Annotated in this window: 9 protein-coding genes; 7 read left to right on the forward strand and 2 right to left on the reverse strand. The window is 72.2% G+C overall.

Annotation, left to right across the window (positions count from 1 at the left end; genetic code table 11):
• Positions 1–111: 111 nt before the first annotated feature.
• From OG562_RS35260 to OG562_RS35280, 5 genes are all read left to right on the forward strand, one after another.
• Complete coding sequence (locus OG562_RS35260; RefSeq protein WP_266409686.1) at positions 112–1,524, forward strand: NAD(P)/FAD-dependent oxidoreductase; 1,413 nt, start codon at positions 112–114, stop codon at positions 1,522–1,524.
• A 288-nt stretch (positions 1,525–1,812) separates the two neighbouring features.
• The gene (locus tag OG562_RS35265; RefSeq protein WP_266405377.1) at positions 1,813–2,787 is read left to right on the forward strand and encodes an EboA domain-containing protein; all 975 of its coding nucleotides are present in this window, start codon (positions 1,813–1,815) and stop codon (positions 2,785–2,787) included.
• Between the two features lie 83 nt (positions 2,788–2,870).
• Positions 2,871–3,380: an O-acetyl-ADP-ribose deacetylase gene (locus OG562_RS35270; protein WP_266405378.1), complete on the forward strand. Its 510-nt coding sequence runs from the start codon at positions 2,871–2,873 to the stop codon at positions 3,378–3,380.
• A gap of 154 nt (positions 3,381–3,534) precedes the next feature.
• On the forward strand, positions 3,535–4,221 hold the full coding sequence (locus tag OG562_RS35275) for a hypothetical protein (RefSeq protein WP_266405379.1): 687 nt from the start codon (positions 3,535–3,537) through the stop codon (positions 4,219–4,221).
• A gap of 164 nt (positions 4,222–4,385) precedes the next feature.
• Complete coding sequence (locus OG562_RS35280; protein ID WP_266405381.1) at positions 4,386–5,033, forward strand: sigma-70 family RNA polymerase sigma factor; 648 nt, start codon at positions 4,386–4,388, stop codon at positions 5,031–5,033.
• 38 nt (positions 5,034–5,071) lie between these two features.
• On the opposite strand, the gene OG562_RS35285 is transcribed toward OG562_RS35280, so the two are convergent.
• Both OG562_RS35285 and OG562_RS35290 read right to left on the reverse strand, forming a co-directional pair.
• Entirely contained in the window at positions 5,072–5,596 is a 525-nt protein-coding gene (locus OG562_RS35285; protein ID WP_266405383.1) for a CGNR zinc finger domain-containing protein, read from the reverse strand.
• A gap of 107 nt (positions 5,597–5,703) precedes the next feature.
• Complete coding sequence (locus OG562_RS35290; protein WP_266405384.1) at positions 5,704–7,584, reverse strand: M1 family metallopeptidase; 1,881 nt, start codon at positions 7,582–7,584, stop codon at positions 5,704–5,706.
• Positions 7,585–8,106: 522 nt separating this feature from the next.
• Between OG562_RS35290 and OG562_RS35295 the strand changes: the two genes are divergently transcribed.
• Both OG562_RS35295 and OG562_RS35300 read left to right on the forward strand, forming a co-directional pair.
• On the forward strand, positions 8,107–12,363 hold the full coding sequence (locus OG562_RS35295) for a bifunctional nitrate reductase/sulfite reductase flavoprotein subunit alpha (protein ID WP_266405385.1): 4,257 nt from the start codon (positions 8,107–8,109) through the stop codon (positions 12,361–12,363).
• A 181-nt stretch (positions 12,364–12,544) separates the two neighbouring features.
• The gene (locus tag OG562_RS35300; RefSeq protein WP_266405386.1) at positions 12,545–16,453 is read left to right on the forward strand and encodes a glycoside hydrolase family 2 TIM barrel-domain containing protein; all 3,909 of its coding nucleotides are present in this window, start codon (positions 12,545–12,547) and stop codon (positions 16,451–16,453) included.
• Positions 16,454–16,488 lie beyond the last annotated feature (35 nt).

Raw genomic sequence — 16,488 nt, forward strand, 5'->3', positions numbered from 1 at the left:
CGGTTCGAGGGGCCCGGGCCGCAGGTTCTGTCGTACCCCCGGCATATCCTGATGCCGGAGGCCGCCGGTCTACGGAGGCCAGCCGCTGACGAAGGGGTCGAAGTGGCGTCGATGCTCGATGCGGTCGTGGTGGGGGCGGGGCCCAACGGGCTGACCGCCGCGGTGGAGCTGGCCAGGCGCGGCCTCTCCGTGGCCCTGTTCGAGGCACGGGACACCGTGGGCGGAGGCTCCCGCACCGAGGAGCTCACCCTGCCGGGCTTCCGCCACGACCCGTGCGCCGCCGCCCACCCCCTCGGCATCAACTCGCCCGCGTTCCGCGCCCTGCCCCTGGAGCGCTACGGCCTGGAGTGGCTGCACGCCGAGCTGCCCATGGCGCACCCCTTCCCGGACGGCAGCGCCGCCGTGCTGTCGCGGTCGGTCGCGGAGACGGCCGCCTCGTTCGGGCCGCGTGACGCGGGCGCGTACCGCAGGCTCGTCGAGCCCTTCCTGCCCAAGTGGGACGTCCTGGTCCGCGACTTCATGTCCCTGCCGCTGACCGCGCTGCCCCGGGACCCGCTCACCCTGGCCCGCTTCGGCCTCGTCGGCCTGCCCCCGTCCGCCTGGCTGACCCGGCGCTTCCACGACGAACCGGCCAAGACCCTCTTCGCCGGTCTCGTCGCCCATGTCATGGCCCCCCTCACCGGCCTGGCCACCGGCGCCGTCGGCCTGGTCTTCGCCCTCGCCGCGCACGCCCGCGGCTGGCCGGTGGCCCGCGGCGGCTCCCAGTCCATCTCGGACGCCCTCGCCGCCTACCTCAAGGACCTCGGCGGCAGCATCCATACCGACTACGAGGTCAAGCGCCTCGACGACCTGCCCCCGGCCCGCGCCTACGTCTTCGACACCTCGCCCACCGCCCTCGCCCGCATCGCCGACCTCGGCAGCCACTACGCGGGCTATCGGTACGGACCCGGCGTCTTCAAGATCGACTATGCGCTCGACGGCCCGGTCCCGTGGACCGCGAAGGAGGCGCGCACCGCCGGCACCGTGCAGATCGGCGCGAACAGCGCGGAGATCGCCGCCGCCCTGCGCGCGCCCTCCCGAGAGGGCCGCGCACCCGAGCGCCCCTTCCTGATCACGGTGCAGCCCAGCGTCGTCGACCCCACCCGCGCCCCGGCCGGCAAGCACGTCTTCTGGGCGTACGGTCATGTGCCCAACGGCTGGACCGGCGACCTCACGGACGTGATGGAACGTCAACTGGAGCGGTTCGCCCCCGGATTCCGCGACCGGGTCCTCGCCCGGGCGATCGCGGGCCCCGCCGAACTCGCCGCCCGCAACGCCAACTACGTCGGCGGGGACATCGCCTCCGGCGCGGTGTCCGGACTGCAGATCATGCTCCGCCCCAAGCTGTCCCTCTTCCCCTACTCCACCCCGCACCCGGCCGTCTTCATCTGCTCCTCGGCCACACCGCCCGGCCCGGGCGTGCACGGCATGTCGGGCCACAACGCGGCGAAGGCCGTGTGGCGGAGACTGCGGCAACAGGGGTGACGGTGGCACGGGTGGCGGTGGCAGGGGCGATGGCGGCAAGAATGACGGCAGCGGGGGCTACGGCGATGGGGTCGGGGGCAGTTGGAGCAGCGGCCCACCGGATCAGGCGGGCCTGCGTGGGGTTCGTTGCGATCCAGGGCGGCCCTTCGGACGCTCCCGACGCGGCCCGGCGCCCCTCACGGGACGTCCCCCGCGCCGTGTCCGCCTAGCCCGCCCTCTTCTCCCTCGCCCCTTCTCCCTCGCCCCTTCTTCCCCGACTCCTCCGACCCCACAGGAGATTGCCCCGGCATGCCCACCGCTCACCTGCTTCCGCCCGCGCCCACCGACCCGCGTACGGTCCTCGTCGCCGATGCCCTGCTCGAACCCGCCCGCGTCTGGCTGGCGGAGGCCGCCGAAAGCGTGGCCGTCCGACCCACCGCGATCCGGGTCCTCTTCCCCGCCGCCCGAAGACGCTGCGGCGAGGAACGGCTGGACGAGCACTGGAGTGCCGACGAGGCCGCCCGCGCCGTTCTGCTGACCGCCCTGCCCATGCGCGGCCGGGCTCTCGCCGACCAGGTGGCCGGCCTGTTCCGCCACGGCGACCCGACCGAACGGCGCGCCGTCCTCAAGGCGTTGCCCTTCCTCGACGACGCGGTCGCCGTGGCCGCGGGCGCCCCGGTCGCCGTACGCGTGGACGACCCGACCGGCGTGGCCGTGGACACCTCGGTCGCGGTGGCCGGCGACGCCCCGCCCGGCGACGTCCCGTTCGCTCCCTCCGAAGCCGACCCTTTCGGCGACCTGGCTCTCTCCCTCGTCCGTGAAGCCCTGCGCGGCCACGACGACAGCGTCATCGAGGCGGCCCTCGGCGCCTACGCGGCCGTACGGCTGCCCGACGCCGAGTACCGGCAGGCCGTTCTCACCTGTGTCCGCCACGAGATCCCACTCGACCGCGTGACCGGACTCGACGCCCGAGCCGACCGTGAACTCGCCGGCATGCTCGCCGACTTCGCGCATGAGCGCATCGCCGCCGGACGGGATGTGCCCTCGGACGTCTGGCCCGTCGTCCGCGCCTTCCCCGCCGTCGCCAAGACCCTCGCCGCGCAGGCCCGCGATCTGACGCCCGCCCGGGGCGAGGCCGCCGCCCGCGCCCTCGCCGCACTGGGCCGCAGCGGCATGGAGACGGAAACAGAGACCGAAACAGAGGCGGAGAAAGAGGCGGAGAAAGAGGCGGAGAAAGAGGCGGAGACAGGGGCGGAGACAGGGGCGGAAAGGCATACGGAATAGGGAGATCGGAACCGAGACGGAAACGGTCGCCGAATCGGCGAATCGGAGTCGCGGCCGTGCGGAGCGGCTGGTATAGACACAGCATGACCGCCATCACCCTCGTCCAGGGCGACATCACCCGTGAGTCCGTCGACGCCATCGTCAACGCCGCCAACTCCTCACTGCTCGGCGGCGGTGGCGTCGACGGCGCCATCCACCGCCGGGGCGGCCCCGCGATCCTCGCCGACTGCCGCCGGCTGCGCGCCTCCCACTACGGCAAGGGGCTGGCCACCGGCCGGGCGGTCGCCACGACCGCGGGCGAGCTGGACGCGCGCTGGGTGATCCACACCGTGGGCCCGGTCTACGAGGCCTACGGCAACGACCCCTCGCTGCTGGCCTCCTGTTACCGGGAGTCGCTCAAGGTCGCGGACGAGCTTGGTGCACGGACCGTCGCGTTCCCGGCCATCTCCACGGGGGCGTACGGCTGGCCGATGGAGGACGCCGCCCGCATCGCCGTGGAGACGGTGCGGACGGCGGAGACGGCGGTGGAGGAAGTGCGGTTCGTGCTCTTCGACGACACGGCTTACGACGTGTTCGCCGAGCTGATCCGCTGATGCCCAGATCTGCCGATCTGGGGACCTGCCGACCTGCCGACGTTCGGAGTCGCTCATCATGACCTGGATCACATGACCTGGTGTGAGTGGAGGGCGGGGGCGATTTCCGTACCCCCGCATGACGACCGGCGGCTGGATGCGAGGATGAGGCGCCATGACAGCAGGGTGGTGTTCTCGCACGGTACGGGCCGCGATGTTCGCGGCCGTCTGTGTGCTGCTCGCCGCCCTGGGCCACGTCATGATGTCCGGCAGCCCGGTGCCCGCGTGGACGCTGGCCGCCGGCGTGGCCGTCACCGGCGCCGCGGGTTGGTGTCTGACGGGCCGTGAGCGCGGGCTTCCGCTGGTCGTGACGGTCGTGGTCGCCGCCCAGACGGGACTGCACTCCGCCTTCGCCCTCGTCCAGTCGACGGCCATGGGCGGGGGCGCGGGCACGGCTGCGACGGACCCGGGCGCCGCCCTGCAGTCCATGGGAATGGCACACATGGACATGGCGTCCATGGACTCCATGGACATGCCGCACATGGACATGAGCGGCCTGGACCACCTGGGGCATGCCACGGGCGGCGGTGCGTCGTCGTACGGCATGCTCGCCGCCCATCTGCTGGCCGCGCTGCTCTGCGGCCTGTGGCTGGCGTACGGCGAGAAGGCCGCGTTCCGCATCCTGCGGGCCGTGGCCGGATGGCTGGCGGCGCCGCTGCGCCTGCTGCTGCTCGCCCTGCCCGCGCCTGCGGAACGACCGCGCAACCGGCTGCGCCGGTATGGCTCGGAGCGCGTGCCGCGCCTTCTCCTCGTTCACGCGATCACCTCTCGGGGTCCGCCTTCGGGGACCGCTGTCGTCTGACGACAGTCGGTGTCCCGAGGCCGCCCCTGTGCGCCTCGGGCCACGGCCGTACGCCCGCGCAAGCGTCGTAGGGCCGTTTCCCCAGCCGCCGGACCGCCGGTCGGCGGAGCGCTCGCGCGCTGCCGCGCGGCCGTCCGGCACGGACGATCCGAGAAGGACACCAGGTGATCACTTCCACCCTGCCCGCCTCGCGCAAAGACCTCTCCGACCCGCGCGACGAGTCGATAACCGCCTGGGCGCTCGCCGCCCGCGGCGGAGACACGGTCGCGGTCGAGCACTTCGTGCGCGCCCTGCACCGTGACGTCCTGCGGTACGTCGCCCACCTCTGCGCCGATCCCCAGGCGGTCGACGACCTGGCACAGGACACGTTCCTGCGCGCGCTCGGCAGCCTGCACCGGTTCGAGGGCCGTTCGTCGGCCCGCGCCTGGCTGATGTCCATCGCCCGCCGGGCGGTGATCGACAGCTACCGGACCGCCGCCGCGCGCCCCCGGCTGTCCGACGCGGCGGACTGGCAGCTGGCCGTCGAGCGGGCCCAGCCGTGCGGCCTGCCCGGCTTCGACGAGGGCGTCGCCCTCCTCGACCTGCTGGCCGCGCTGCCGGACGAGCGCCGGGAGGCGTTCATCCTCACCCAGCTCCTCGGCCTGCCGTACGCGGAGGCCGCCGAGGTCGGCGACTGCCCGGTCGGCACCGTCCGCTCCCGGGTCGCACGGGCCCGGGCGACCCTGATCGACCTGCTGGACGGGAGCGACGAGAACGACGGGAGGCAAGGGAGGGACGAGTCGGTCGAGCCCGCCGTCGTCATAGCGGCCTGAGTCCGGAAGGAGAACGACGAGCGGAGAGCGAAGCCCGCTCAGGCGGACGCGGTGCGCGCGCGGTGGCGGCGCACCGCGTCGCGGTTGGCGCACGGCGGCGAGCAGTAGCGCTGCCGTCCGGTGCGGGAGGTGTCGGCGAAGATCGTGGTGCACTCGGTCACGGCGCAGCGCCGCAGCCGGTGCATGCCGCGTCCCGCCAGATGGAGCGCGGTACCGACGGCGATGAGGGAGAACAGCAGCTCGCCGAGCGGCTGTCGGTCGTCGCGGTAGTGCAGGTGCCAGCCGGAACCGGCGTGATCGGTCAGCCGTGGGTAGGCGGCGGCCGTCGCCAGCATCCGGTTGAGCAGCTCGGCGCGCTCCCGCTCGTCGTCGGCGTCGACGACCTTCTCCCACCCGTCCAGCGCGTCGAGGGCGCGGTCCAGGTCCCCTGGGACTACCGGGTGTTCCAGCACCAGCCCCGCGGCCCGGCAGCGGCTCGCGAGTTCGTCGGCGCTCGCCGGGCGTCGGTTGGCCAGGTCCGCGGCCAGGTTCACGACGTCCTCGCCGTAGGGATTGAGGTGCATACGGCCATTGCATCGGCCGGGACGGCGCGGGACAAGGGCGGGAGGGGAGCCGGTGCGCGCCGTGGGTGAGGCCGGACGGCGTCACCCACGGCACGCACCGGGCGGCCTCAGCCGTCGATGCGGTGCGTGGTCCAGAACGAGGTCAGGTCCGTGGTCGTGGCGGCCTGCGCGGCCGCCTTGAAGTCGGCCGTGGTCGAGACGCCGTACCAGTGCGAAGTGGCGTAGTCCTTCAGGAGTTTGGCCATCGCGGTGTCACCGAGGACGCGGCGCAGGTCGTGCAGGGCGCACTTGCCGTAGCCGTAGACGACGGTGGAGTAGCGGGACGAGTGGGCGTCCCAGTAGGCCATCGAGTTGGTGATCTTCTCCGCCGTCGAGGCCCAGGAGACGCTGCTCCAGCAGCTCGTGCCGGTCTTGCCCAGCGCCAGGTCGGTGGCGTAGTCGGTGAACGACTCGTCCAGCCAGGGGCTGTTGTACTCGTCGTCGCCGACGATCCCGTAGAACCACTGGTGGCCGATCTCATGGGTGAGCGCCGTGGTGCTGACCAGGTCGAGGACGAACCCCGGGTACTCCATGCCGCCGAACCAGAAGTTGTTGTCGATGACGGCGTCCAGTTCGCCGTACGGATAGGCGCCGAAGCGTGCCGCGTGGGCGTCGACGGCGGTCTTGGCGGTGGTGAGCATCGACTGGGCGTTGGCGGAGCTGATGTCGGAGACCGAGTAGACGTTGATCGGGGTCCCGGCGGTCGAGGTGCCGGAGATCTTGCTGAAGGGGCCGGCCGCCCAGGCGAAGTCACGGACCTTGGCGGCGGTGGCCGTGGTGATGGTGCGCCCGCTGGAGCCGGCGGTGTCGACCGAGGCGCCGGTGGCCGGGACCAGCAGGGTCGTCGGGTGGTCGAGGGTCACCTTGAAGTCGGCGGCCAGGGAGTAGAACGACTCGCCGTTGTTGGTGTACGGGTCCAGGTGCCAGCCCGATCCGTCCTTGATCGCGAGGACGGGCAGCGCGTTGCCGATCATGCTGAACGCGCCGTCGTAGCCGAACCGGTCGGCGCCGCTGGGCACGGTGATGCCGAGGTCGAAGCCGATGGTGGCGCTCTGCCCCTGCGCGAGCGGGGTGGGCAGGGTGATCTGGAGGGCCGTGCAGGCGACCGAGAGGGCGCCCGCGGTGCCGCCGGTGACGTTGGTGACCGAGATCGGCATCGAGGTGCAGGTGCCGTGGTAGTTGTCCCACAGCCTCAGGTACACCTCGCTGAGCGCGGTGGAGGAGGCGTTGGTGAAGGTCGCGCTCTCGTGACCGGTCCAGACGGTGCCGGCCGTGTTGCTGGTGAGGCTGACGGTGTACGACGGTGCGGCCGGCGTGCGGGTCGAGTCGGCCGGGGGAGCGGTGTCGCCCGAGGTGTCGAGCGCGATGTCGTCGAGGACGAAGCTCGACTGGAGGCTGGAGTCCTCGGTCCCGGTGAAGGCGAGGGTCACGGTCTGGCCGGCGAACGACGACACGTCGAACGACTTCTGCACGTACCCGGTGTTCTTGTCGAGGTTCGAGTACGTCGCCAGGGTCGTCGTGCCGATCTTGGCCGTCAGCTTGTCGTAGGCGGTCGACGAGGTCGTTTCCGCGGTGTCGATGTGCAGCCAGAACGTGAGGGAGGCGCTGCTGCACCCGGACGGGATCGTCACGCTCTGCGAGAGCGTGTCGGTGTGCGTGCTGCCGACGCCGTCCAGCCAGGCGAAGGCGGTGCCGCCGTGCGCGCTCTGGCCGGTGCGGCTGGTGATCACACTGGTCGACGACTGGGTCCAGGAGGCGGTGCCGCTCTCGAAGCCGCCGTTCGCGACCACCTGGGCCGGGGTGCAGGCGGCCGCCGCGGAGGCGGTGGAGGCTGTGGACGCGGCCGTCTCGGGCGCGGCCGCCACGGGCGTGGCGGGGAGCGAGACGGCGGCCACCGCGGCGAGGGCGAGTGCGCTCGCGGCGAGGGCCTTGCGGGGGGTGGGTCTCATGAGACTCCTTTTGCGGCGGCCGGGGTCCCGGCCTGCTCGGTGGCTGCCCCGACGGCCAGGGTGTGCCGAGGGGCGGTTGAGCGGCGGCTGCCGGAAGCCTGACAGATTTGACGCGGCCATGCCATCAGGGAAGAGCAAAGGAGCCGCACAGGAACGGAACGGGAGCCGGACGGGAGCTGCGCTGGGACTCGGGCGGGAGCTGTACGGCGACTGGGCGGAACGCCCCCGCTCGCACCCCTTCGCGCCCCCGCTCGTCCCCCTCCGCACCCCCGCCCGCAAAGCTCTCCACGCCCCGCCCACGCCCCTTCCACGCCCGCGTTCGCACCCGTCCGCTACCCCCGCACCCGCCCCTGCGCCACCCGCGCCCGCCCCCGTTCACCACTCCGGCTCACACCCCTCCACCCCCGGGTGTGCGGTGGGCTTAACCCCCGGCGACCGGTTCGGGAGACACCTGCGTAATGCACACTTCGTACGGTCACAGTGGCTCTCACCAGGCCGATCGTCAGAACGAAGGGAGTGCCCGTGCCCCTGCCGAACCCGCGGACCGACAGCGCGACGAAAGTGCGCACGGTCTGCTCGTACTGCGGTGTCGGCTGCGGCATGCTCCTCGACGTCGGCATCGGACCGGAGGGCCGCCGTACGGTCCTGAAGGCGTCCGGGGACAAGGCGCACCCCGCCAACTTCGGCAGGCTGTGCACCAAGGGCGCGACCACCGCCGACATGCTGGCCGCCCCGGGCCGGCTGACCACCGCCCTCGTCCGCTCGGACCGCGGTGCGGAGCCGGAGCCCGCCCCGGTGGACGCGGCGGTCGCCGAGACGGCCCGGCGGCTGCGGGGAATCGTCGACGAGCACGGCCCCGACGCGGTCGCCCTCTACGTCTCCGGCCAGATGAGCCTCGAGGCGCAGTACCTCGCGAACAAGCTGGTGAAGGGCTACCTCCGCAGCAACCAGATCGAGTCGAACTCCCGGCTGTGCATGGCGAGCGCGGGAACCGGTTACAAGCTGTCTCTCGGCGCCGACGGCCCGCCCGGCTCCTACGAGGACCTCGACAAGGCGGACGTCTTCCTCGTCATCGGCTCCAACATGGCCGACTGCCACCCCATCCTCTTCCTGCGGATGATGGACCGCGTCAAGGCGGGCGCCAAGCTGATCGTCGTCGACCCGCGCCGTACCGCCACCGCCGCGAAGGCCGACCTGTTCCTCCAGGTCAAGCCCGGCGCCGACCTCGCCCTGCTCAACGGACTGCTGCACCTGCTGCACGAGAACGGCCACACCGACCCCGCCTTCGTCGCCGCCTTCACCGAGGGCTGGGAGGCGATGCCGGAGTTCCTCGCCGACTACCCGCCCGCCTCCGTCGCGGAGATCACCGGCATCCCCGAGGCCGACCTGCGCGAGGCCGCCCGGCTGATCGGCGAGGCGCAGGAGTGGACCAGCTGCTGGACCATGGGGCTCAACCAGTCCACCCACGGCACCTGGAACACCAACGCCCTGATCAACCTCCACCTGGCCACCGGCGCGATCTGCCGCCCGGGCAGCGGACCCTTCTCCCTCACCGGCCAGCCCAACGCCATGGGCGGCCGGGAAATGGGGTACATGGGGCCGGGCCTCCCCGGTCAGCGCTCCGTGCTCGTGGACGCGGACCGGGCCTTCGTCGAGGAGACGTGGGGGCTGAAGCCCGGCACGATCCGGGCCGACGGCGTCGGCAAGGGCACCGTCGAGATGTTCCAGAAGATGGCCGACGGCGACATCAAGGCATGCTGGATCATCTGCACCAACCCGGTCGCCTCGGTCGCCAACCGCCGTACGGTCATCGAAGGGCTGGAGGCCGCCGAGTTCGTCGTCGCGCAGGACGTCTTCACCGACACCGAGACCAACGCGTACGCCGACGTGGTCCTGCCCGGCGCCCTGTGGACCGAGATCGAGGGCGTCCTCATCAACAGCGAGCGCAACCTCACCCTCGCCCGGCCCGCCGCCGACCCGCCCGGCGAGGCCACCGCCGACTGGCGTCTCATCGCGGCCGTCGCCTGCGCGATGGGATACGAGGACGGCTTCTCCTACGACAGCGCGCAGGAGATCTTCGAGGAGATCAAGCGCTTCCACAACCCGCAGACCGGCTACGACCTGCGCGGAGTGACCTACGACCGGCTGCGCGCCGCCCCCGTGCAGTGGCCTGCCGCCACCGCCGACGGCCCCGACCGCAACCCGATCCGCTACGTGAACGAAGACGGTTCCCTCACCTTTCCCACGGCCTCCGGCCGCGCCGTCTTCCACCCCCGCCCGCACGTCCCGCCCGCCGAGATGCCGGACGACGACTATCCGTTCGTCCTGAACACCGGACGCCTCCAGCACCAGTGGCACACCCTGACCAAGACCGCCAAGGTCGCCAAGCTCAACAAGCTCGACCCCGGGCCCTTCGTCGAGGTGCACCCCGAGGACGCGGCCGCGCTCGGTCTCGTCGACGGCGACTCCGTCGAGGTCGCCTCGCGGCGCGGCCGGGCCGTGCTGCCGGCCGTCGTCACCGACCGGGTGCTGCCCGGGTCCTGCTTCGCGCCGTTCCACTGGAACGACCTGTTCGGCGAGTACCTCAGCGTCAACGCGGTGACCAGCGACGCCGTCGACCCGCTGTCCTTCCAGCCCGAGCTGAAGGTGTGCGCGGTGGCGCTGACGAAGGTGTCCACGCCGGTGACCGTGCAGAGCCCGGTCGCCGAGCCGCCCGCCGCCCTCGTCCCGGCCGCGGCCGACGCCGTCGGGGCGCATCCTTCCGGGGGTGGGCCCTCCGCGCTCGACCCCACCGTGGTCCACCCCTCCGCGGTGCATCCTTCCGCGGCCGCCGTCTTCGGCTTCGAGCCCGCTCCGCCGCCGGTGCTGACCGAACGCGAACGCCAGTACCTCGTCGGCTTCCTCGCGGGCGTCCCGGCCGGCGCACCCGGCGTCCCCGTCCTGCCGCCGGACGCGCCCTTCAGTCCCGAGCACGCCCTGTGGGTCAACGGCGCGCTCGCCGGCATGTACTCCCGCGGCGCCGCCGAACCCCGGCGGGAACCGGACGGTCAGGCCCGTCAGGTGCGCCGGGTGGTGATCCTGTGGGCCTCGCAGACCGGCACCGCCGAGGACTTCGCCGTCGCCACCGCCGAGCGGCTCACCGCGGGCGGCCACCCGGCCTCCCTCGTCGCCATGGACGAGGCCGACCCCGCCGCCCTGCCCTCCGACGCCGACCTGCTGCTGATCACCAGCACCTTCGGCGACGGCGACGCCCCCGACAACGGCGCCGGCTTCTGGGACGGCCTCGCCGCGCTGGACACCGGCCGCCTGACCGGCCGCCGCTACGCCGTCCTCGCCTTCGGGGACTCCTCCTACGACGACTTCTGCGGGCACGGCCGGCGCCTGGACGATCGGATGGACGAGCTGGGCGCGGTCCGGCTGGCGCCGCGCATCGACTGCGAACCGGACTACGAGACAGAGGCGGAGGCCTGGCTGGACCAGGTGCTCACCGCGCTGAAAGAGGCCACGGAAGCGGTTCCCGAGGACCACGCCGAGTCAGCGGGCCCGGCCCCGGCGGCCCTCGCACCGCCCGCGCCCACATCCGCGCCCACATCCGCGCCCACATCCGCGCCCACATCCGCGCCCACATCCGCGCCCGCCGCTCCGCCGCGCCCGAAGCGGCCCGCCCCCGTCGTCGCCCGCCTCACCGGCAACCGGCTGCTGAGCCTTCCGGGCTCCGGCAAGGAGGTGCGCCGCTTCACCTTCGACACCCGTGACAGCGAGATCCCGCTCGTCTACGAGGCCGGCGACGCGCTCGGCGTACGCCCCCTCAACGCGCCGGAGCTGGTGGCGGAGTGGCTGACCGTCACCGGCGCGGCCGCGGACACGCCCGTGCAGGTGAACGGGGTCGGCGAGGTCGCCCTCGGCGAGGCCCTGCTGCGCCATCTCGACATCACCCGGATCACCCCGGCCCTGCTGCGCTTCACCGCCGACCGCACCCGCGACCCGCGTGAGCTGCGCAAGCTGCTGCGCCCCGACAACAAGGGCGAGCTGGCGAAGTGGTCCTGGGGCCGTCAGGCCGTCGACGTGGCCGCCGAGTTCGGGATCCGGGCCGACGCCCAGGAGTGGACGCAGGCGCTGGGCCGGCTCCAGCCACGCCTGTACTCCATATCCTCCAGCCCGCTGACCGACCCCCACCTGGTCTCGCTCACCGTCTCCGTCGTGCGCTACGAGAACCTGGCCGGCCGCCCCCGCCAGGGCGTCTGCTCGCCCTTCCTCGCCGACGCCGAGCCGGGCGCCGAGGTCGCGGTCCATGTGCAGCGCTCCCCGCACTTCCGGCCGCCCGCCGACCCCGCCACGCCGATGGTGATGGTCGGCCCCGGCACCGGGGTGGCACCCTTCGTCGGCTTCCTGGAAGAGCGCCGGGAGCGCGGGCACCGGGCGCCGAACTGGCTGTTCTTCGGAGAGCAGCACCGGGCGACGGACTTCTACTACGAACAGGAGCTGACCGACCTCCTCGCCGACGGCGTCCTGGCCCGTCTCGACACCGCCTTCTCCCGCGATCAGCGCGCCAAGGTCTACGTCCAGGACCGGATGCGCGAGCACGGCTCCCAGCTGTGGTCCTGGCTCCAGGACGGCGCCCACTTCTACGTCTGCGGAGACGCCTCCCGGATGGCCAAGGACGTCGACGACGCCCTGCGCGCCGTCGCCGTCGTCCACGGCGGACTGGGCGAGACGGAGGCGGCGGCCTACGTCAAGCAACTCGCCGCCGACAAGCGGTACGTACGGGACGTGTACTGACGCCGCTGGGACGCGCGATGTCTGTGAGAAACGTGTGTGGCAAGTGCCGTTGCGCCGAAGAGAGTTGATATTCGGTCAACGTGGCGTGTCTATGTTCGTTTTTTCAACAGGAGTGGACAAGATCTGACAAACCCTCCGTCCGTGCAGAGCCGCACGGTCCGCCCTGAGGAAGGTCGTGGTCATGTCGCACCCGCACGTGTCGCCGTCGCCCATGGACCGGCCGGACCGCCCCCAGCGGGCGTTCGTCAGCCGTCGCCGTCTGCTCGAGGGATCGGCCGCCGTCCTCGGCGCCCTCGCCCTGTCCGCCCCGGCCGGCGCCGGGCGGGCCGCCGCGGCGGACGGCGCCGAGGGCACTCCGGAATGGAACGGCCGTATCGACCTGTTCCGGATCGGCACCGAGGACCCGCACACCACCCTCATGCCGTACGCCACCCTGGACCAGGCCCTCGCCGCCGACCGGACCCGCTCCCCGTACCGGCTGAGCCTGGACGGAGCCTGGAAGTTCGCCTACGCAGAGCGCCCCGAAGACCGCGAAACCGACTTCCACCGCACCGACCTCGACGACGGCGCCTGGGACACCATCCCGGTCCCCGCGGCCTGGCAGTTGCACGGATACGACCGCCCGATCTACATCAACATCACCTACCCGTGGTGGGGCGCCAACGGCCTGGGCGAGGACGCGCAGCCCCCGGCCGCCCCCACCCGGTACAACCCCGTGGGCCAGTACCGCCGCACCTTCACCGTCCCCCGCGACTGGGCCGGACGCCGCACCTTCCTGCACTTCGAGGGGGTCAAGTCCGCCCACTACGTGTGGATCAACGGTGAGTTGGTCGGCTACCACGAGGACTCCTACGACCCCGCCGAGTACGACATCACCCCGCACCTGAAGGCCGGCGTCAACCAGATCGCCGTGGAGGTCTACCGCTACTCCGACGGGGACTGGCTGGAGGACCAGGACATGATCCGGCTGAGCGGCATCTTCCGCTCGGTCTACCTGTACTCCACCCCTGCCGTGCACCTGCGCGACTTCCGGCTGGACACCCCGCTGAGCGACGACTACGAGGCGGCCGAACTGTCGGTCACCGCGAGCGTGCGCGACTACGGCGGGGAAGGCGCGGGCCGGTACTCCGTCGAGACCCAGCTGTACGACGCCGACGGGCACCCGGTGTGGCCCAGACCGCTGACCCAGGCCGTCGCCCTCGCCGCCGGCGAGGAGACGACCGTCCAGGCCGCGAGGGCCGTGCCCGCGCCGCGCCTGTGGTCGGCCGAACATCCGTACCTCTACACCGCCGTGCTCCGGCTGCGCGACCCGGCCGGCAGAGTGGTCGAAACCCTTTCCCACCGCGTGGGCCTGCGCGAGTTCGCGCTCCGGGACGGGCTGATGCGCATCAACGGCAAACCGATCTCCCTGCGGGGCGTCAACCGGCACGAGATGCACCCGGTGCGCGGCTCGGCCCTCACCCGCGCCGACCTGGTCGAGGACATCGGCATCATCAAGCGGCTGAACATCAACACCGTGCGCACCTCGCACTACCCCAACAACCCGCAGTGGCTGGAGCTCGCCGACGCATACGGCCTCTACCTCGTCGACGAGACGAACCTCGAGACCCACGGCATCCGCGGCCAGTACCCCGGCGACCACCCCGAGTGGACCGCGGCGTGCGTGGCCCGCGCCCAGAACATGGTCCACCGTGACAAGAACCACGCCTCGGCCGTCATCTGGTCCCTCGGCAACGAGGCGGGCGGCGGCAGCACCTTCACCGCCATGCACGAGTGGATCCGCTCCTACGACACCACCCGCGTCATCCAGTACGAGGGCGACGACCGCCCCGGCATCAGCGACATCCGCTCCGAGATGTACGACAGCCCGTCCCGCGTCGAGGCACGGGCCAAGGACACCGCCGACACCCGGCCGTACGTCATGATCGAGTACGCGCATTCGATGGGCAACTCCACCGGAAACCTCAGCAAGTACTGGGATCTGGTCCGCCGTCACGAGGTGCTGCAGGGCGGCTGGATCTGGGACTTCGTCGACCAGGCGCTGGACTGGCCCACCCCGACCCGCAAGCTGTTCACCGAGTCCGGGCCCGCCGCGCTGAGCGGCGAGATCATCGCCCCCGCCGGCGCCTTCAGCCGCGACAAGGGCGTCTCCGGCGGAACCGTCTTCGCCCGCGACGCGAGCCTCGACCTCACCGGCTCCCTCACCCTGGAAGCCTGGATCACCCCGCACGTGACCGGCTACCACCAGCCGATCCTCGTCAAGGGCGACACCCAGTACGCACTGAAGCAGTCGGGCCGGTCGCTGGAGTTCTTCATCTACGGCGGCGGCCAGTGGATCGCCGTGAACTGGGCGGTCCCAGACGACTGGACCGGCCGCGAACACCAGGTCGCGGGCGTCTTCGACGCGGACGAGGGCTCCCTGACCCTGTACGTGGACGGCGAGGCGCGGGCCACCCGGACCACCGGCCGACGCCCCGACAACAACACCGCCTCCCTGTCGCTGGCCACCGACGTCGACAACCCGACCCGGGAGTTCAGCGGCGCCGTCCGGGTCGCCCGTGTCTACGCCCGGGCGCTGAGCGCCGGTGAACTGGCCTCCGCCGACCGGGGCCCCGGCGACGACGGCGTGCGCTTCTGGTTCGACGCGGCCACCGTCGGACTGACCGAGCAGCGGCCCCGCGCGAAGACGTTCTACGCCTACGGCGGCGACTGGGGCGACAACCCCAACGACGGCGCCTTCTCCGGCGACGGCATCGTCACCGCCGACCGCGGGCTCACCGGCAAGTCCGCCGAGGTCAAGCGGATCTACCAGGCCGTGCAGGTCACTTCGGGCTCGACGCCCGGCGCGGTCACGCTCACCAACGAGTACCTCTTCACCAACCTCCTTGAGTTCGACGGGCGTTGGGAGCTGGTGGAGGACGGAAAGGTCGTACAGCGCGGGAAGTTGAGCCGTGCCCAGCTGGATGTGGCGCCGCTGTCCGGCAAGGACGTCACCGTGCCGTTGAGGCTGCCGCGCGACCCGGCGCCGGGCGCCGAGTACTTCCTCCAGCTGTCCTTCACCACCCGCGAGAGCACGAAGTGGGCGAAGGCCGGCTTCGAGGTGGCCCGACAGCAGCTCGCCCTCGACGTCGGCAGCCCCGCCGTCACCCCCGTACCGCTCGACAGCGTGCCGGCGCTGAGCCACCAGGACGGGGCCGACTCCGTCACCGTCACGGGCCGGGGCTTCTCGGTCGCCGTCGACAAGAAGACCGGCGTCATCACCTCCTACCGGGCCGGCGGCGCCGAGCTGATCTCCTCCGGTCCCGCCCCGAACTTCTGGCGGGCCCCCACCGACAACGACCGGGGCAACGGCCAGCACACCCGCAACCAGACCTGGCGCGACGCCGGCGCCCACCGCCGGGTGACCGGGGTCGAGGTGCGCGCCCTGCGCGACCGGGCCGTGGAGATCAAGGTCGCCGGCACCCTGCCCACGACGACGGAATCGACGTACACCACCACCTACACCGTCTTCGGAAGCGGTGAGATCAAGGTCGACAACACCCTGCACCCGGGGGCCGCGAACCTGCCGTACCTCCCGGAGGTCGGCACGCTGCTGTCTCTGCCGGCCCGGCTGGAGCGGCTGCACTACTACGGGCGCGGCCCCGAGGAGAACCACTGGGACCGCAACGACGCCACCGACGTGGGCCTGTACTCCGGCACCGTCGCCGGCCAGTGGACCTCCTATCTGCGGCCGCAGGAGAACGGCAACAAGACCGACGTCCGCTGGGTCGCCCTCACCGACGCCCGCGGCGCCGGACTGCTGGTCTCCGGCGAACCGCTCCTGGAGGTCAACGCCTCGCACTTCACCCCCGAGGACCTCTCCGTCGGCGCCCGCCACGACTACCAGCTCACCCCACGCGCCGAGGTCGTCCTGCGCCTCAGCCACCGGCAGATGGGCATCGGCGGCGACAACAGCTGGGGCGCCCACACCCACGACGAGTACAAGCTGTTCGCCGACCGCGACTACGCGTACACCTATCGGCTGCGGCCGTTGACCGGCGTGGACGGGGCGACGGCGGCCTCCCGGCGCCCGACGGCGGCCTCCGAGTAGGGCGGGCGGGGCGAGGTACGGGTAATTCCGGTCAC

It is taken from the genome of Streptomyces sp. NBC_01275, assembly GCF_026340655.1.
Classification (GTDB): domain Bacteria; phylum Actinomycetota; class Actinomycetes; order Streptomycetales; family Streptomycetaceae; genus Streptomyces.